The following is a 17159-nucleotide window of genomic DNA, read 5'->3' on the forward strand; positions in this document are numbered from 1 at the left end:
ACGAGGGTGGAAAATTGGCTTAACGCACCAGATGCGGCCAGTGAATATCGCCTACGCCATTAAGCTGTGGACGGGCAAACAGAAAGCCCTGGAAACGGCGGATCCCGGCTGATTCAAGCCAGCACCACTCCTCCATTTTCTCGATCCCTTCCGCCACCAGGGTGATTTCGAGGTCGGAGCAACAGCTGACAATCGAGCGCACGATCGCCTGTTTCGGGCCGCTAAGATGAATATTGCTGACAATTTCCCGGTCAATTTTAATTTTATCCGGCTGGAACCGGGTCAGCAGCGAAAGCCCCGCATAGCCGGAACCAAAATCGTCAATCGCCAGGCCAATGCCTTCAGCACGAAGTTGTTTAATGGCGCTATTAAACTGGTTGAAGCCGGAAATCATCTCGTTTTCAGTGACTTCAATGACAACCTGCTCCGGTTTAAGCCCGTGTTTTTTAATTTGATCCGCCAGAAATGCCACGGCGCCAGGAACATTGACCAGCGACATCGGTAACAGATTTACCGCAATTTTATGGTTACCAATACCGAGCTTTTCAGCCAGCGCAAAGGCATAGACTTTCGTCTGAAGGTCAATTTCGTAGATTTTGTCCGGGTCGAGGGAGCTGAAAAAATGCTCCGGACTGCCGCCATCATTACCGCGAATGAGGGCTTCAAGTGAACTAATCTTCCCTTCGGAGGGCTCAACAATGGGCTGGAGCGCAAACTGGCAAGATTGGTTAGCCAGCAGGCCCAGGCTATCACCAAACGGTAATGTCTCCGGTGAGAGCGTCCATTTTGTCGGGTCGTAACGTTCCCCAGACGAGGACGGTCGCTGATCTGTAATAAACCTCTGGATAAATTTGAATACCCGATCATCAGAGGCGAGATAGCTGTCCAGCTTGCTGTAACGCAGTACCGACTGTAGCACGTCTTTCGCCGACTGGATCTGCAGGTCGAAGAGCAGCATACCGACATTTTCGAACCGTCTGCGCGGGCCGTAGTCCCGCATCAGTTCAACCACACCACTGTGCCGTTTATCCTCACGGATGGTGTGGAACAATTTGACCACACTCTCTTCCGACCCTTCTAGGATTTGCATAACATCACTCCCTTTAGCCAGGAGGACGCCGGTAATATCCAGTTTTGTGTTGCGGCCCCTGGCCCGCTCCACCAGCTCCCGCAGTTCGGTGGACGGGTGGGATAAATTCAACTGGCTTCGGTAAATGAGCGTTGTCAGCACAAGAGCGGGTTCCAATGAGAGAGAAAGGTGCCTTGAACCTACTGTTTATCATAATTAATCAGTGCGACCTAACATATTCACGCCACAAGGGTTCTTTACGGTTATTGATCCCCGATCCGGCCGCCGATCCTCTCCAGCATGTAGTCGTAGAACGGGTTCGAGGTGACTCGCATGAGCGCCTCTTTTCCGACGCTCAACACGGACGTTTCTCCCCAGAGCGCAATCGTCCCCAGGCTAATGCCATAGTGGTTTTTCACGCCAGGTTCGCGGCCATACAGATCGTCATCCGGCGGGAACGGCACGGCAATATGCGACAGGGAGTAGACATCCTGCGGCCAGGACTGTGCAAGCGGTACGACTGTCTCATGGGTGCTGCCTGCCGGGGTTATTTTCGCCACCGTCGAGAAACTGTGCTCGCTGGCATTGGTGATAATCGTGACACTGTAACGCCTCTGTTCGACGGGCAGCAGCGACGAGGCCGCCGTCCAGGATGACGGCTTAAACAAAGGACGGAAACTTGCCGCCTGGTTGATATCAAACATAACCAGTTCACTGCCGTTCTCCGGAAGCTGATCAAATAACCCGGTTACCACCGCGCGGGTACTGACCGTGGAATCCATCACTGACTGAAACGCCAGAACCGGCGGCAACTGCCCCAGTTTGTGTTCCCGCGCCGCGCGGCCAATCTGCTCCTGAAGGGTCTTCGTCAACAGCCACGACTGGCGGGCAGCATTTACCGGGAACGAGTTGTATTTATACGGATTATATTCCGGCGAGATATTCAGCCACGCCGCTTTGGCAAACGCCGGCAGCAGCGCCGGTAACCCGGCGAAACCGGCAAACCGCGCAAAGGCCGTCACGCCAATCATCGGTGAAAGCAGTACCACCTGCTGCGGTCGATGAAGTGAAGTGGAATCCAGCGCATCAAGGGTATATTTCATCGCCAGCGCCCCGCCGTTGGAGTACCCCACCAGATGGAGTGGCGCACTCTCTCCCGCCAGACGCGTGGCTTCCCGCACAGCAAGGCGCGTTGCCGCCAGCCACATCTCCCAGTCAACGTCCGTCAGCGCGCCGGGCGCGGTGCCGTGTCCGGGTAGCCGCGGTACCACTGCCACAAACCCGTGCTGCTGATAATGCAAAGCCAGGTGTCTTACACTGTAAGGTGAGTCCGTCAATCCGTGCAGCAACACCACCGCACCGCGCGGCTTTCCGGCAGGCATCAGCACAAATGAACGGTTGGCATCTGGTGAAAACTGACCGGGCCACACCAGGCTCTGGCGGTAATAACGGTTTAACGGGGTTTGTTCCTCGCCCGCTGTTTTCGCCGTCACCGCGTTATCCAGATCGGTGAAAATCGCCTTTTCCCGGGCCTGATACCCGGAAAAATCGGCTTTGTCCAGCTCGCGCACGGACATCTCATCTGCCCGCCAGGTATGCCAGGGGTGCAGTTCCGGCCCCTGCTGAGACAGATACGCCCGCACAGCAAGCAGCACGACCAGGACGATCCCCGCTACCATCGCTATTTTTTTTGCGAGAGACATCAGGCGCACGCTGACACGCCAGGACAAATTCGCCATGCCGGGATCCCTTTTATTTTCACTGTGTTTATATCTTATCAAAAATGTGAAGAAGCTGACGTATTCAACAAATTCATACCTGCCCGCTCAGCCAGTGCACCAAAAGTGAACTAGGCTGCACAAATGTTGATCATTGGTTAATTAAATATTGCATGAAGTTTGTGTCGCAGCAGGTTCTCACTGCCCTGTGACTCTGGCACGCGTCATGCATTGTTAATCAGGTAACACAATTCTGGCGACTGACAGCCTGTTAACAGCGAGGCGCTATGACGACAAAACCCGAGATGTTGAGCCGTATCGAAGCGACCTTCAGCCAACTGACGCCCAGCGAAAAACGGGTTGGCAGCTGGCTACTGGCGCACACCGCGCAAATTCCGTTTGAAACGGCAGAGAGCGTCGGTCTGGCGACCGGTACCAGCGGCATCACCGTCGGACGCTTCCTGCGCAAGCTGGGGTATCGTAACCTGGAAGACGCCAAGAAAAGCCTGCGCGACCCTTACCAGCCCTGGGGCATGAATGAGCGTCTGGACTCCTGGCAGCAGCAGCGCCCCCTGCCCAATCGCCTTCAGCACGCTTTGTCGCTGGAAGTGGATGCCATCACGCAGGTGTATCAGTTGGCGCAAACGGACACCTTCCGCCAGGTGGTGCATCAGTTGGCTCACGCGGAGGCCGTTTTTGTGCTGGGAATTCAGTCGACCCGCGGGATAGCCAACGCTTTCTTCAGCCACCTCGAGTATCTCCGCCCGGGCGTCAGCTATTCCGAGGGGGCATCCGGGAGCTGGGTTGAATCTCTGAACTCAGGGTTTTCTCATCCCTATGTGGTGCTGACAGATACCCGTACCTACTCCGCTGTCGCTCGGCAGTACTGCCGTGTTGCAAGTGAGAAACAGATCCCCCTGGCCTTGATCACTGATATCTGGTGTCCGTGGGCACGCGATTATCAGATTGATTTACTGCAAGTGAAAACCGATACCGGCCATTTCTGGGATTCACTTGCCCCCGTGAGCTGTCTGTTCAACCTGCTGCTGTCGGGCGTGGTGGAAGCGTTAGGTGACGCGCTTCCGGCGCGCCTGGCCGTAAACCGACAATTACAACAAGAGTTTGGCCAATTCGAACGCTAAAGGAGCGGAGCTATGCCCGAAGAGAGTGAACTGATTGATGTGGCGAAAGCGTTTCCCACGCTGCACATCGATCTGAAGTACGCCACCGCCGACAACATCACTGGTCGCCCGATCTATCAGGAAGCACAGTGCCTGCTGCATACCGACGCGGCCACCGCACTGGCGAAAGCCATCGGTATTGCCACGCTGGCCGGGTTGAAACTGGTGGTGTACGACGCCTATCGACCGCAACAGGCGCAGGCCCAGCTGTGGGATGCCTGCCCAAACCCGGAATATGTGGTGGATGTGGCGATTGGCTCCAATCACAGCCGCGGTACGGCTATCGACGTCACGCTGATGGATGAACATAACACCGTGCTGGATATGGGTGCCGGTTTTGACGAAATGCATGACCGCTCGCATCCGTATCATCCCTCCGTGCCACCGCACGCACAGCGCAACCGTCTGCTGCTGAACGCCATCATGTTCGGCGGCGGTTTTGTGGGGATCAGCAGCGAATGGTGGCATTTCGAACTGCCGAATGCCGCCAGCTATCCGCTGCTTGACGACCGTTTTGCCTGTTTTCCATTGACGCACCCCCCTCTTTGAACCTGGAGCACTGCCATGAAAACAACGCTTCTCACGACCGTAATTGCCGCCACGCTGGCACTGAGCGCCCCGCTGGCGCTGGCTTCCGTCCCGAAAGACATGCTGGTGATCGGTAAAGCAGCTGACCCGCAAACGCTCGATCCTGCCGTAACGATTGATAACAACGACTGGACCGTCACCTATCCGTCCTATCAACGACTGGTGAAATACAAGCCCGGTACAACCGAAGTGGAAGGCGATCTGTCAACAGTATGGAAAGCCTCCGACGACCAAAAAGAGTGGACCTTTACCCTGACGGACAACGCGAAATTCTCCGACGGCACGCCGGTCACCGCCGAAGCGGTCAAGCTCTCGTTCGAACGCCTGCTGAAACTCAGCCAGGGGCCGTCTGAAGCCTTCCCGAAAGACCTGAAAATTGATGCCGTTGATGACCATACGGTGAAATTCACGCTCAGTCAGCCGTTTGCCCCGTTCCTCTACACGCTGGCGAACGACGGTGCCTCCATCATTAACCCGGCGGTGTTGAAAGCCAATGCGGCGGACGATGCGCGCGGTTTTCTGGCGCAAAACACCGCTGGATCAGGCCCGTTTATGCTGAAAAGCTGGCAGAAAGGTCAGCAACTGGTGCTGGTGCCAAATCCCCACTGGCAGGGTGATAAACCGCACTTTAAACGCGTGTCCGTGAAAATAATCGGTGAGAGCGCCTCCCGCCGACTGCAGCTTTCCCGTGGCGATCTGGATATTGCTGACTCTCTGCCGGTTGACCAGCTGGCCGCACTGAAACAGGAAGGCAAAGTGGCCGTCGCAGAATACCCCTCTTTGCGCGTGACCTACCTGTATCTTAACAACAGTAAGGCACCGCTTAATCAGGTGGATTTACGCCGTGCCGTCTCCTGGGCGACGGATTATCAGGGAATGGTGAAAGGCATTCTGAGCGGAAATGGCAAGCAGATGCGTGGCCCGATCCCGGACGGCATGTGGGGCTTTGACGCGACGGCCATGCAGTACAGTTTTGACGAGGCCAAAGCCAAAACCGCGCTGGAGAAGGTGAAAGACAAACCGGCCAGCCTGACCTTCCTCTACTCGGACAACGACCCGAACTGGGAGCCTATCGCACTCTCTACCCAGGCCAGCCTCGGCAAACTCGGCATTAACGTCAAGCTGGAAAAACTGGCAAACGCCACCATGCGCGACCGTGTCGGTAAAGGTGATTATGACATTGCCATCGGCAACTGGAGCCCGGACTTTGCCGACCCGTATATGTTCATGAACTACTGGTTCGAATCGGACAAAAAAGGGCTGCCAGGCAACCGTTCGTTCTATGAGAACAAAGAGGTGGATTCGCTCCTGCAGGCCGCGCTGAAAACCACCGATCAGGCGGAGCGCACCAAAGACTACCAGCAGGCGCAAAAAGTGGTGATCGACGAAGCCGCCTACGTGTATCTGTTCCAGAAGAATTACCAGCTGGCGATGAACAAAGACGTTAAAGGCTTCACCTTTAATCCGATGCTCGAGCAGGTGTTCAACATCGCCACCATGAGTAAGTAACGGTTCTCGCCGGGGGAAAGTGTATGACGTTCTGGAGCATTGTGCGCCAGCGCTGCTGGGGGTTACTCCTGGTGGTGGCCGGTGTCTGTATTATTACTTTTATTATTTCACACATGATCCCCGGCGATCCGGCCCGTCTGCTGGCCGGTGACCGCGCCAGCGACGAAATTGTACAGGGCATTCGCCAGCAGCTGGGACTGGACCAACCGCTGTATATCCAGTTTGGCCGCTACGTGGAGGCTCTCGCCCATGGTGATTTAGGGACGTCGATTCGCACCGGGCGTCCGGTTGCGGAAGATTTAAAAGCCTTTTTCCCCGCTACGCTGGAACTGGCTTTTTGTTCCCTGCTGCTGGCCCTGGTGATTGGGGTGCCGCTGGGGATTTTATCGGCGGTGTATCGTAACCGCTGGCTGGATCATCTGGTGCGGTTGATGGCAATGACCGGGATCTCCACCCCCGCATTCTGGCTCGGGCTGGGCGTCATTGTGCTGTTCTATGGTCATCTGCAAATTCTTCCCGGTGGCGGTCGGCTGGACGACTGGCTTGACCCGCCAGCTCATGTCACCGGGTTTTATCTGATCGATTCCCTGCTTGAAGGCAACGCAGAGGTGTTTTTGAACACCCTGCAGCATCTGATTTTACCCTCACTGACGCTGGCGTTTGTGCATCTGGGCATTGTGGCGCGGCAGGTACGCTCGGCCATGCTTGAGCAGTTGAGCGAGGATTACATTCGTACCGCCCGCGCCAGCGGGTTGCCAGGCTGGTACATCGTGCTGCGCTATGCCTTACCAAACGCCATGATCCCGTCAATTACCGTACTCGGGCTGGCGCTGGGCGATCTGCTTTACGGTGCCGTGCTCACCGAGACCGTCTTCGCCTGGCCCGGAATGGGGGCCTGGGTGGTGACGTCCATCCAGGCGCTGGATTTCCCGGCGGTGATGGGCTTCGCGGTCGTCGTCTCGCTGGCCTACGTGCTGGTTAATCTGGTGGTCGATCTGCTTTACCTGTGGATCGACCCGCGAATCGGGCGCGGAGGTGCCGAATGATGTTAACGCAGGAAACGCCCGTACCGGTTAAAACCGTGAGACAACGCATCAACTGGGCAAAGCTCTTCTGGATGCTGCGTCAAAGCCCGCTCACGATCGTCGGTGGCGTCATTATGATAGCCATGCTGCTTCTGATGGTGACCTCACCGTGGATAGTGCCGCACGACCCGAACGCGCTGGATCTGACCGCCCGCCTGCAGGCACCGTCGGCGCAACACTGGTTTGGCACTGACGAAGTGGGCCGCGATCTGTTCAGCCGCGTACTGACGGGCAGTCAGCAATCCATTACCGCCGGGCTGGCCGTTGTGGTTATTGCAGGAGGGATTGGCTCGCTGCTGGGCTGTTTGTCCGGTGTTCTGGGCGGGCGCGGCGACGCCATCATCATGCGGGTGATGGACATTATGCTCTCTATTCCCTCCCTGGTACTCACCATGGCACTGGCAGCCGCACTGGGCCCGAGCCTATTTAACGCCATGCTGGCGATTGCGATTGTCCGCATTCCGTTTTACGTCCGCCTGGCGCGCGGACAAACGCTGGTGGTGCGCCAGTTTACCTATGTCCAGGCCGCCCGCACGTTTGGCGCATCGCGCTGGCATTTAATCCGCTGGCATATCCTGCGCAATGCCCTGCCACCGCTGATTGTGCAGGCCTCACTGGATATCGGTAGCGCCATTCTGATGGCCGCCACGCTGGGCTTTATTGGTTTGGGTGCTCAGCAACCGACCGCCGAATGGGGCGCAATGGTGGCCGTTGGCCGTAACTACGTCCTCGACCAGTGGTGGTACTGTGCCTTTCCTGGTGCAGCCATTTTGATTACTGCCGTGGGCTTTAATCTGTTTGGTGACGGTATCCGCGATCTGCTGGATCCGAAATCGGGAGGGAAACAGTCATGACCGAATCGGTATTAACCATTGAAGATTTACATCTGAGCTTCCCGATTTTTCGCGGTGAGGTCCATGCCCTCAACAACGTCTCGCTGGAGATCAAACGAGGTGAAATCGTTGGCGTTGTTGGTGAGTCGGGTTCGGGAAAATCGGTTACCGCCATGCTGGCTATGCGCCTGCTGCCGGAAGGCAGCTACCATATTCATCACGGTCAGGTGAGGCTATTGGGTGAAAATGTCCTGACGGCATCCGAGCAACAGCTTCGCCAGTGGCGAGGCGCTAAAGTGGCGATGATTTTTCAGGAGCCGATGACTGCACTCAACCCGACGCGGCGGATTGGCAAACAGATGGTGGAGGTTATCCGCCAGCACCAGCCGCTTTCGCGGGGTGAGGCGCAGCAGAAGGCGATTACTCTGCTGGAGGAGATGCAAATCCCGGACGCGAAACAGGTCATGGAACGCTATCCGTTCGAGCTATCAGGCGGCATGCGCCAGCGGGTGATGATCGCCCTTGCCTTCTCCTGCGAGCCTGAACTTATCATCGCCGACGAACCCACCACGGCACTGGATGTCACCGTTCAGTTACAGGTGCTCCGGCTACTGAAACACAAAGCACGCGCCAGCGGCACCTCGGTGCTGTTTATTAGCCACGATATGGCCGTGGTGTCGCAACTCTGCGATCGCATGTATGTGATGTACGCGGGTAGCGTGATAGAAAGCGGATCCACGCAAACGCTGATCCACCATCCCGTACACCCTTATTCTATTGGTCTGTTGCAGTGTGCACCGGAAAATGGTCAGCCGCGCGACATGCTTCCGGCGATCCCCGGCACAGTACCCAACCTCAGCCAGCTTCCGCAAGGATGCGCTTTCCGCGAGCGTTGCTTTGCCGCCGGGGCGAAATGCAGTGAAACACCGCGCTTACAACCCAATGGAGCAGAAGGCCAACAGGCTGCCTGCTGGTATCCACAACGGGAGCAACACCATGTCTGATGTACTGCTGGAACTGGATAGCGTGTACGTGAATTTTCCGGCACGCAAAAACTGGCTTGGCCGCGTAACGGAACAGGTACATGCCCTCAACGGGCTTGATTTACAGATCCGCCGGGGAGAAACACTGGGTATAGTCGGTGAGTCCGGCTGTGGGAAAAGCACGCTGGCACAACTGTTGATGGGCATGCTTAAACCCAGCACCGGCGCCTGCCAGCGGACACAGCACGCGGGCGGCATGCAGATGGTTTTCCAGGACCCGCTCTCCTCACTCGACCCGCGTCTACCGGTCTGGCGCATTATCACCGAGCCGGTGTGGGTGCAAAAACGCAGCAGCGAGCGCGAGCGCCGCCAGCTGGCTGAAAACCTGGCACTGCTGGTAGGTATTCGCCCGGAGTATCTCGACCGACTCCCGCACGCCTTTTCCGGTGGACAACGTCAGCGCATTGCCATCGCCCGGGCGCTATCGTCCGATCCCGATATTATAGTGCTCGATGAACCCACCAGCGCGCTGGATATCTCGGTGCAGGCGCAAATCCTCAACCTGCTGGTAAAACTGCAACAGCAGCGTAATCTGACCTTTGTTTTGATCTCCCATAACGTTTCGGTGGTCAGGCATATGAGCGACCGCGTGGCAGTAATGTATCTGGGTCAGATTGTTGAACTGGGTAGTGCCGCACAGGTGTTGGGGGAGCCGCGCCATCCTTACACCCGGCTGCTGCTTGACTCCGTTCCCAGAACAGGTCAACCGCTGGATGAGGGGCTGGCGCTGCGTAAGACTGAACTTCCCGGAAACCGTCATTTGCCGGTTGGCTGTTTTTTCCGTGATCGCTGCCCGATGGCAATGGAGGGATGTGAACATCCGCAACCGTTACAGCCCTCACATGAGGGCCGGAACGTTCGCTGCTGGCGGAATCTGGATTAGATTTGCGGATCCCCCGTCCCTGTAAATCCAGCGCCAGGAACGCGCGAGAGGAAGAGCCGGGCGCGAACCCGACTGGGACTTAGTTAAGCTTATAGTCGAGCGTAATCTCGGCTTTCAGGAGCTGCGATACCGGGCAGCCCGCTTTCGCTTTCTGAATAATGCCATCGAACTGCTGAGGGGCGATGCCTGGGACGGTCACCTTACTTTTCAGGGCAACCTTCGTGATAGCAAAGCCGCCGTCGGTTTTATCCAGAGAGACGTCCGCGGTGGTATCAATGGAATCGGCGATATAGCCCGCTTCGCCAAGCATCAGCGACAGTGCCATCGAAAAACAGGTCGCATGTGCTGCGCCAATCAGCTCTTCGGGGTTGGTCCCCTTTTCGCCCTCAAAGCGGGTATTGAAACCATAAGGCTGTTGATTGAGAACGCCGCTCTCGGTGGAAACCGTTCCTTTTCCGCGCTTAATGTCGCCAGACCAGTGTGCCGAACCGTGCTTATGAATAGTCATTCTTGCTCTCCTTTTGGCTTACAAAGGGTTAAGTATAGACTACGCATCTGACCCACCCTGGAACACAGACTTTTCCAGGACTTTCACCTGCTGCACCAACAAAAAGGATAATGATGTGGCGCTAAAAATCAGGATGGCCGTTGCCGTAACTACACTGGCTCTATCGCTGTCTGCACTGGCGAAAACGCCGGAGAACTTTATCTATACCAGCTCCGGCGATCTCGATGCGGCGTTTCCGCTTGTTGCGCGAAGCGACATCGGCGGCGTGCAGATTGTTTACAACTGGCGCTTGCTTGAACCCGAGAAGAACAAGTATGACTTCTCGCGCATTGAGCAGGATCTGGCGCGTCTTAAGACTGCCAGGAAAAAGCTCTTCATCCAGATTCAGGATCGTTTCTTTGAGCCTAATGCCCGCTACGTGCCGGATTATCTGATGCACGATAAGCAATATGGTGGCGGGATTGCACCGCAGTTCGATAACCCCGGCGAAGGAAAGCCAGTCGGTTCAGGATGGGTGGCGCGTCAGTGGGATCCTGCCGTGCGCCAGCGCTACCAGGCGCTGCTGGCCGCCCTGGCGAAACGCTTTGATGGCGAGGTATACGGGGTAAACCTGCCGGAAACCGCCATTGATATCGACGAAAAAAATCCGCCGGCCGGATTTACCTGCGACAGCTATTTCGCGGGTGAAATGGAAAACCTCGCCTTTGCGCGAAAGGCTTTTCAGAAATCACACGTTGTGCAATACGTGAACTTCTGGCCGTGCGAGTGGGATAATGACCACAACTACATGGGGCGTCTGTTTGCGTATGCCAGCGCTAACAATATCGGCCTGGGTGGACCGGACATTGTTCCCAACCGCAAGGCCCACATGAAGAACGCCTATCCCTTCTTCCATAAAAATAAACACACGCTGCCGCTCATCGCCATGGCGGTTCAGGAGCCGACCCTGACCTATAAAAATCCGCAGACCGGTAAGCCCTTTATCAAAGCCGAGTTTGACCAGTTCGCAGAACAGTACCTCGGGGCCGATATTATTTTCTGGAGCACCGCCACGCCCTGGCTAAAGGCAAAGTAATCAAGAGCGTTCGCGGCTATCATGCCAGATAACCGGCCAGTTCATCGAGAAACACGCGCAGTGCAGCTGGCTGATATTCCCGGGACTGATAAATGCCATGGATGGCAAGCGGTTTCGGCTCCAGCGCGCTCAGCACCGGCACCAGTAAGCCCTGGTCCAGCGCGGCAGACGCTTCACGCTCCGGCAGCATCGCAATACCACAATGCTTTATCGCCGCATCCATCAACAGCGAAGAGATGCTGGCGCTCAGGTTGCCGCTGACGGCCACGCTCAGGTTTTCGCCTTCCGGGGTCAGAAAGTGCCAGGACTGCCCGGCGAAAAAGCTGTAGTGCAGGCAGTTATGCTGTGCTAATTCTTCGGGGCTGACGGGCGTCCCGTGCAGTGCAAGATAATCGGGTGAGGCACAGAGAACCGAGCGACATTCTCCCAGCCGACGGGCAATCATGCCGGGTTCAGGGTTATCCGTAATGCGCACGGCGACATCAATGCGCTCTCCCACCAGGCTGACCGGGTGGTTGTTCACATCCAGCTCGATGCGCAGTTGCGGATAGCGCGAAAGCAGACCGGGCAACACCGGCGCAATCAGGTGCATAGCGGTGAAATGGGCGCAGGCCACCCGCAGCGTGCCGGACGGCAGATCTTTCTCTGACTGACCTTCGATTTCCTGCGAGATCTGCGAGAGTGTCCGTGTTTTTTGCAGCACCTTTTCCCCTGCCGCGGTCAGGGTTAACTTGCGCGTTGAGCGGTTAACCAGCCGTGTTCCCGCCCACTTCTCCATTTGTTCAAGATAGCGGCTCACCATCGGTCGGGAAATCCCCAGCGCGCGGGCCGCCGCGCTCAAACTTCCCAGCTCGCATATCCGGTTGTAGACCTGAGCGGCAATAACGCGATCCATAGAAACTCCATTTGCTCGATTTATGAAACTAAGCATGTCTTGTTTCAGGAATTCTGGCAAATGCGAATATCCGTACAATAGAGACTTTCCTGCACAACAGAGACAACAGTATGAAACTCACTCACCTTGCTTTGCTTTCCACCCTTTTCACTCCGGCTGTTTTTGCTGCACCGTTGACCATTGATACCTATAACCCGCAAGAAAAAGGGTTTTCGCGGTCTCATCAACGCTGGTCTCCGGCCCGAAAGAAGCGGTTCTGTTTGATGCGCAGTTCAGCGTGAAAGATGGCGAAGCGCTGGTAGAGAAAATTCGCCACAGCGGTAAAACGCTGAATAAGATTGTGATCACGTCTGGCGACCCCGATTTTTACTTCGGTCTGCAGCCGCTGGTAAAAGCCTTCCCGAATGCCAAAGTGGTAGCCACCCAGCATGTCGTTGACCATATTAAAGCCACCAAAGACGCCAAGCTCGCCTTCTGGGGTCCACAGATGAAAGACGGCGCGCCAACCGAGCTGGTTGTGCCGCAGGTGCTTACCTCCACCACGTTTATGGTTGACGGGGAAAAGATTGATATTGAGCAACCAGACAGCTACGCGGCTTATGTCTGGATCCCGTCAGCGAAAACCATTCTTGGCGGTACCGGGGTTTCCTGGGGCATTCACGTCTGGACAGCAGACACCCAGACACCAGCGAGCCGTAAGCAGTGGCAAGAAACGCTGGATGATATGGCCGCACATAAGCCCGAGCGCGTCATTCCGGGGCATTATCTCGGCACGCCGCCAGCCGGAACCGGGGCTATCGACTTTACCCGTCAGTACCTTCAGCAGTTCGAACTGGCGTTAGGTCAACATAAAAACTCAGCCAGCGTAATCGACACGATGAAAAAACAGTGGCCGAACCTTGCAGAAGCCAGCTCACTGGAACTGAGCGCCAAAGTGAATACCGGCGAAATGAAGTGGTAATGTAAAAACCTGCTATGCTGGATGTGCAACCTAAGGGGTTACATTTCGTTTGCGTGAGCAAACTGGTCCTTAAAACTATCAACAGGATTGAGGAGTTAACATGAAATCGAACCGTCAGGCACGCCACATTCTGGGACTGAACTACAAGCTTTCAAACCAACGTAAAGTGGTGATTGAAGGCGACCATGAAACGCAAGTCACTCACGCCACCGGCAGAAAACGCCACGCGGGCAAGTAAGTTCCAGAAACAGAACCTCAACACCATCGGTCTTCCGATGGTGTTTTTGTTTATGTGTTGCGGTAATTCATATTTAGCTCCTTTATAATACCGCTGACCGAATCCCGTAGCACAGGCCAGAAAGATGACAAACAGCAGTGTCAGGGACGGATCTCCATAAAAAGAGTGAGTGACATGGACAACAAACTGAAAAAACATCGTTCCTTATATATCCCTTATGCCGGACCGGTTTTACTCGAATTCCCCCTGCTTAACAAAGGCAGCGCCTTCAGCATAGAAGAGCGCAGCAGCTTTAACCTGCTGGGTTTACTGCCTGAAGTGGTTGAGACCATTGAAGAACAGGCAGAGCGCGCGTGGATCCAGTATCAGGGTTTCAAAACTGAAATCGACAAACACATCTACCTGCGTAACATTCAGGACACCAACGAAACCCTCTTCTATCGCCTGGTACAGAACCATCTCGAAGAGATGATGCCGGTGATCTACACCCCGACGGTGGGTGCGGCTTGCGAGCGCTTCTCAGAGATCTATCGTCGCTCTCGCGGCGTTTTCATCTCTTATCAGAACCGTCACAACATGGACGACATTCTGCAAAACGTGCCTAACCACAATATCAAAGTGATTGTGGTGACCGACGGCGAGCGTATTCTCGGCCTCGGTGACCAGGGCATTGGCGGGATGGGGATCCCCATCGGTAAACTCTCCCTGTATACCGCCTGTGGTGGTATCAGCCCGGCGTATACCCTGCCGGTGGTACTGGACGTCGGCACTAACAACCAGCAGTTGCTCAACGATCCACTTTATATGGGCTGGCGTCATCCGCGAATCACCGACGATGAGTACTATCAGTTTGTTGATGATTTCATCCAGGCCGTGAAGCACCGCTGGCCGGACGTGCTGCTGCAGTTTGAGGACTTCGCGCAGAAAAACGCCATGCCGCTGCTGAACCGCTATCGCGACGAGATCTGCTCGTTCAACGACGACATCCAGGGTACCGCAGCGGTCACCGTGGGTACGCTGATCGCCGCCAGCCGCGCGGCAGGCAGCCAGCTGAGCTATCAGAAAATTGTCTTCCTCGGCGCAGGCTCTGCCGGCTGCGGTATTGCCGAGCAGATTATCGCGCAGACGCAGCGTGAAGGGTTAAGCGAAGAGCTGGCGCGCTCTCGCGTCTTTATGGTTGACCGTTTCGGCCTGCTGACCGACGGTATGCCAAACCTGCTGCCGTTCCAGACCAAACTGGTGCAGAAGCGCGAAAACCTGAAAAACTGGGATACCGACAACGAAGTGCTCTCCCTGCTGGACGTGGTGCGCAACGTGAAGCCGGATATTTTGATCGGCGTTTCCGGGCAAACCGGCCTCTTCACCGAAGAGATCATTCGCGAGATGCACAAGCACTGCGAGCGCCCTATCGTGATGCCGCTCTCTAACCCAACCTCCCGCGTGGAAGCGACGCCGCAGGACATCATCGCCTGGACTGAAGGTAACGCCCTGGTTGCCACCGGCAGCCCGTTCGATCCAGTGGTGTGGAAGGATAAAACCTATCCGATCGCCCAGTGCAACAACTCTTACATCTTCCCGGGCATTGGTCTGGGCGTAATCGCCTCCGGCGCGTCTCGCATCACCGATGAAATGCTGATGTCGGCGAGCGAAACCCTCGCAGGCTACTCGCCGCTGGTCAACAACGGTGAAGGTCTGGTGCTGCCAGAGCTGAAAGACATTCACAAGGTGTCGCGCGCTATCGCGTTCGCGGTAGGTAAAATGGCGCAGCAGCAAGGCGTGGCGGTGAAAACTTCAGCCGACGCGCTGCAACAGGCCATCGACGACAACTTCTGGAAGCCTGAATACCGGAGTTATCGCCGGACGTCGATTTAACTCTGCGTTCCAACCGTTCCCTCTCCTCAAAAGGGAGAGGGAACGTGAACACCCTCCTCTCTTTATTTTCTTAGCCGCTACAACGGCGTTCCCCTACCCCTTATTTAAAAAATCAATAATTCAACGATAATTCATATCTCGTTGAAATATAAAATTTTCACATAACACTTTTTGCCTAATAAACAAATTCTTTTAAGGGTTTAGTAACGTTCCACATCACTAAACTCATTAATTTAAAAAGGGTATTAAAATGGCAATTCCGGCATATCTTTGGCTTAAAGATGACGGCGGTGCAGATATCAAAGACGCTGTTGATGTACAAGATCGCGAGGGAAGCAAGGAGCGGTCATGTGCTACAGAGATGAAGTGATAAGTTACTTGCAGGCGAATAAAATTCTTGCGTTAAAACTCGACCACGCATTAACGGGTGTAGGAAAAGCCGTATCAAATCAGATTGAAACGATCGGCGCAGGTGCAACGCGCGTGACCTGCCCCCACGATTAGATACAACACTCAGTTAGTAACGTCGGAATCTTCATTCTCAGAATGACCCTTTCTCCAGCCCGCTGCAAATTCAGACGGTGTCTGATAATTCAGCGTGGAGTGCGGGCGGCATTCGTTATAATCCTGCCGCCAGTCATTAATAATTTTCCTGGCATGAACGATATCGCTGAACCAGTGCTCATTCAAACATTCATCGCGAAATCGTCCGTTAAAGCTCTCAATAAATCCGTTCTGCGTTGGCTTGCCCGGCTGGATTAAGCGCAACTCAACACCATGCTCAAAGGCCCATTGATCCAGTGCACGGCAAGTGAACTCCGGCCCCTGGTCAGTTCTTATCGTCGCCGGATAGCCTCGAAACAGTGCAATGCTGTCCAGAATACGCGTGACCTGAACGCCTGAAATCCCAAAGGCAACAGTGACCGTCAGGCATTCCTTTGTGAAATCATCGACGCAGGTAAGACACTTGATCCTGCGACCGGTGGAAAGTGCGTCCATGACGAAATCCATCGACCAGGTCAGATTGGGCGCCGCCGGACGGAGCAGCGGCAGACGTTCTGTTGCCAGCCCTTTACGACGTCTTCTGCGTTTTACGCCCAGGCCACTGAGGTGATAAAGCCGGTACACGCGCTTATGATTAACATGAAGCCCTTCACGGCGCAGCAACTGCCAAATACGACGGTAGCCAAAACGCCTGCGCTCCAGTGCCAGCTCAGTGATGCGCCCTGATAAATGCGCATCAGCAGCCGGACGGTGAGCCTCATAGCGGCAGGTCGACAGGGATAAACCTGTAAGCCTGCAGGCACGACGTTGCGACAGACCGGTCGCATCACACATCAACATCACGGCTTCCCGCTTCTGGTCTGTCGTCAGTACTTTCGCCCAAGAGCCACCTGAAGCGCCTCTTTATCCAGCATGGCTTCGGCAAGCAGCTTCTTGAGTCTGGCGTTCTCTTCCTCAAGCGACTTCAGGCGCTTAACTTCAGGCACCGCCATACCGCCATACTTCTTACGCCAGGTGTAAAACGTGGCATCGGAAATGGCATGCTTGCGGCAGAGTTCACGGGCGGGTACCCCAGCTTCGGCTTCGCGGAGAATACTGATGATCTGTTCGTCGGAAAAACGCTTCTTCATGGGGATGTCCTCATGTGGCTTATGAAGACATTACTAACATCGGGGTGTACTAATCAACGGGGAGCAG

At 55.4% G+C, this 17159-nt stretch carries 16 protein-coding genes and 2 pseudogenes; 13 read left to right on the plus strand and 5 right to left on the minus strand.

Features of this window, described 5'->3' with window-relative positions:
* Positions 1–19: 19 nt before the first annotated feature.
* Both ACLHV8_RS10780 and ACLHV8_RS10785 read right to left on the minus strand, forming a co-directional pair.
* Entirely contained in the window at positions 20–1231 is a 1212-nt protein-coding gene (locus tag ACLHV8_RS10780) for a diguanylate phosphodiesterase (protein WP_208594944.1), read from the minus strand.
* A 101-nt stretch (positions 1232–1332) separates the two neighbouring features.
* Positions 1333–2808, minus strand: coding sequence for an alpha/beta hydrolase (locus ACLHV8_RS10785; protein ID WP_208594945.1), 1476 nt, complete (start codon positions 2806–2808; stop codon positions 1333–1335).
* A 266-nt stretch (positions 2809–3074) separates the two neighbouring features.
* Between ACLHV8_RS10785 and ACLHV8_RS10790 the strand changes: the two genes are divergently transcribed.
* The 7 genes from ACLHV8_RS10790 to ACLHV8_RS10820 are packed head-to-tail and all read left to right on the plus strand — an operon-like array spanning position 3075 to position 9909.
* Positions 3075–3929 (plus strand): MurR/RpiR family transcriptional regulator, encoded by an 855-nt coding sequence (locus tag ACLHV8_RS10790; protein WP_208594946.1) that lies wholly within the window; start codon positions 3075–3077, stop codon positions 3927–3929.
* A gap of 12 nt (positions 3930–3941) precedes the next feature.
* A complete protein-coding gene (gene ddpX / locus ACLHV8_RS10795) occupies positions 3942–4517 on the plus strand; it encodes a D-alanyl-D-alanine dipeptidase (protein WP_208594947.1) in 576 nt (191 codons plus the stop codon).
* Positions 4518–4532: 15 nt separating this feature from the next.
* Positions 4533–6065 carry an ABC transporter substrate-binding protein gene (locus tag ACLHV8_RS10800; protein WP_208594948.1) on the plus strand — a complete coding sequence of 511 codons (1533 nt, stop codon included), beginning with the start codon at positions 4533–4535 and terminating at the stop codon, positions 6063–6065.
* 23 nt (positions 6066–6088) lie between these two features.
* Positions 6089–7111: an ABC transporter permease gene (locus tag ACLHV8_RS10805; RefSeq protein WP_128347677.1), complete on the plus strand. Its 1023-nt coding sequence runs from the start codon at positions 6089–6091 to the stop codon at positions 7109–7111.
* Positions 7108–8004, plus strand: a complete 897-nt coding sequence (ddpC, locus tag ACLHV8_RS10810; protein WP_049006481.1) for a D,D-dipeptide ABC transporter permease — start codon at positions 7108–7110, stop codon at positions 8002–8004. The genes ACLHV8_RS10805 and ddpC overlap by 4 nt, the downstream gene beginning before the upstream one ends.
* Positions 8001–8987: an ABC transporter ATP-binding protein gene (locus ACLHV8_RS10815; RefSeq protein ID WP_028018940.1), complete on the plus strand. Its 987-nt coding sequence runs from the start codon at positions 8001–8003 to the stop codon at positions 8985–8987. The genes ddpC and ACLHV8_RS10815 overlap by 4 nt, the downstream gene beginning before the upstream one ends.
* On the plus strand, positions 8980–9909 hold the full coding sequence (locus tag ACLHV8_RS10820; protein ID WP_208594949.1) for an ABC transporter ATP-binding protein: 930 nt from the start codon (positions 8980–8982) through the stop codon (positions 9907–9909). The genes ACLHV8_RS10815 and ACLHV8_RS10820 overlap by 8 nt, the downstream gene beginning before the upstream one ends.
* Before the next feature lie 79 nt (positions 9910–9988).
* On the opposite strand, the gene ACLHV8_RS10825 is transcribed toward ACLHV8_RS10820, so the two are convergent.
* On the minus strand, positions 9989–10417 hold the full coding sequence (locus ACLHV8_RS10825) for an OsmC family protein (RefSeq protein WP_208594950.1): 429 nt from the start codon (positions 10415–10417) through the stop codon (positions 9989–9991).
* 133 nt (positions 10418–10550) lie between these two features.
* On the opposite strand from ACLHV8_RS10825, the gene ACLHV8_RS10830 reads away from it, so the two are divergent.
* Positions 10551–11492, plus strand: coding sequence for a hypothetical protein (locus ACLHV8_RS10830; RefSeq protein WP_244250127.1), 942 nt, complete (start codon positions 10551–10553; stop codon positions 11490–11492).
* A gap of 19 nt (positions 11493–11511) precedes the next feature.
* Here ACLHV8_RS10830 and ACLHV8_RS10835 read toward each other — a convergent pair whose 3' ends face one another.
* Positions 11512–12387 (minus strand): LysR family transcriptional regulator, encoded by an 876-nt coding sequence (locus ACLHV8_RS10835; RefSeq protein WP_128347673.1) that lies wholly within the window; start codon positions 12385–12387, stop codon positions 11512–11514.
* 110 nt (positions 12388–12497) lie between these two features.
* Here ACLHV8_RS10835 and ACLHV8_RS10840 point away from each other — a divergent pair.
* The 5 genes and pseudogenes from ACLHV8_RS10840 to ACLHV8_RS10860 all read left to right on the plus strand — a co-directional run bounded on the left by ACLHV8_RS10840 (position 12498) and on the right by ACLHV8_RS10860 (position 15962).
* Positions 12498–13348 (plus strand): annotated as a pseudogene (locus ACLHV8_RS10840) (Vmh family MBL fold metallo-hydrolase).
* Positions 13349–13448: 100 nt separating this feature from the next.
* Positions 13449–13586 (plus strand): stationary-phase-induced ribosome-associated protein, encoded by a 138-nt coding sequence (sra, locus tag ACLHV8_RS10845; protein ID WP_008501714.1) that lies wholly within the window; start codon positions 13449–13451, stop codon positions 13584–13586.
* 174 nt (positions 13587–13760) lie between these two features.
* The gene (locus ACLHV8_RS10850; protein ID WP_028018933.1) at positions 13761–15458 is read left to right on the plus strand and encodes an NAD-dependent malic enzyme; all 1698 of its coding nucleotides are present in this window, start codon (positions 13761–13763) and stop codon (positions 15456–15458) included.
* A gap of 250 nt (positions 15459–15708) precedes the next feature.
* Positions 15709–15801, plus strand: a pseudogene (locus tag ACLHV8_RS10855) (type VI secretion system tube protein Hcp); the annotation flags it as partial.
* A gap of 5 nt (positions 15802–15806) precedes the next feature.
* Positions 15807–15962, plus strand: a complete 156-nt coding sequence (locus ACLHV8_RS10860; RefSeq protein WP_410377053.1) for a hypothetical protein — start codon at positions 15807–15809, stop codon at positions 15960–15962.
* Positions 15963–15971: 9 nt separating this feature from the next.
* Here ACLHV8_RS10860 and ACLHV8_RS10865 read toward each other — a convergent pair.
* Positions 15972–17092, minus strand: a protein-coding gene (locus ACLHV8_RS10865; protein ID WP_121528277.1) for an IS3-like element ISSen4 family transposase whose coding sequence is annotated in 2 segments (ribosomal slippage) — positions 15972–16834 and positions 16834–17092 — 1122 coding nt in all. Because the reading frame shifts where the segments join, the coding sequence is not laid out codon by codon here.
* Positions 17093–17159 lie beyond the last annotated feature (67 nt).

The sequence above is a fragment of the Enterobacter sp. CPE_E863 genome (assembly GCF_046521465.1).
GTDB classification, from domain to species: Bacteria; Pseudomonadota; Gammaproteobacteria; order Enterobacterales; family Enterobacteriaceae; genus Enterobacter; species Enterobacter adelaidei.

What these genes read in the sequence shown, in the direction of transcription:
- ACLHV8_RS10800 (WP_208594948.1), top strand. Translation starts at nt 4,533, where the DNA reads ATGAAAACAACGCTTCTCACGACCGTAATTGCCGCCACGCTGGCACTG.
- ACLHV8_RS10820 (WP_208594949.1), top strand. Translation starts at nt 8,980, where the DNA reads ATGTCTGATGTACTGCTGGAACTGGATAGCGTGTACGTGAATTTTCCG.
- ACLHV8_RS10805 (WP_128347677.1), top strand. Translation starts at nt 6,089, where the DNA reads ATGACGTTCTGGAGCATTGTGCGCCAGCGCTGCTGGGGGTTACTCCTG.
- ACLHV8_RS10815 (WP_028018940.1), top strand. Translation starts at nt 8,001, where the DNA reads ATGACCGAATCGGTATTAACCATTGAAGATTTACATCTGAGCTTCCCG.
- sra (WP_008501714.1), top strand. Translation starts at nt 13,449, where the DNA reads ATGAAATCGAACCGTCAGGCACGCCACATTCTGGGACTGAACTACAAG.
- ACLHV8_RS10830 (WP_244250127.1), top strand. Translation starts at nt 10,551, where the DNA reads ATGGCCGTTGCCGTAACTACACTGGCTCTATCGCTGTCTGCACTGGCG.
- ACLHV8_RS10860 (WP_410377053.1), top strand. Translation starts at nt 15,807, where the DNA reads ATGTGCTACAGAGATGAAGTGATAAGTTACTTGCAGGCGAATAAAATT.
- ACLHV8_RS10785 (WP_208594945.1), bottom strand. Translation starts at nt 2,808, where the DNA reads ATGGCGAATTTGTCCTGGCGTGTCAGCGTGCGCCTGATGTCTCTCGCA.
- ACLHV8_RS10790 (WP_208594946.1), top strand. Translation starts at nt 3,075, where the DNA reads ATGACGACAAAACCCGAGATGTTGAGCCGTATCGAAGCGACCTTCAGC.
- ACLHV8_RS10850 (WP_028018933.1), top strand. Translation starts at nt 13,761, where the DNA reads ATGGACAACAAACTGAAAAAACATCGTTCCTTATATATCCCTTATGCC.
- ddpX (WP_208594947.1), top strand. Translation starts at nt 3,942, where the DNA reads ATGCCCGAAGAGAGTGAACTGATTGATGTGGCGAAAGCGTTTCCCACG.
- ddpC (WP_049006481.1), top strand. Translation starts at nt 7,108, where the DNA reads ATGATGTTAACGCAGGAAACGCCCGTACCGGTTAAAACCGTGAGACAA.
- ACLHV8_RS10825 (WP_208594950.1), bottom strand. Translation starts at nt 10,417, where the DNA reads ATGACTATTCATAAGCACGGTTCGGCACACTGGTCTGGCGACATTAAG.
- ACLHV8_RS10835 (WP_128347673.1), bottom strand. Translation starts at nt 12,387, where the DNA reads ATGGATCGCGTTATTGCCGCTCAGGTCTACAACCGGATATGCGAGCTG.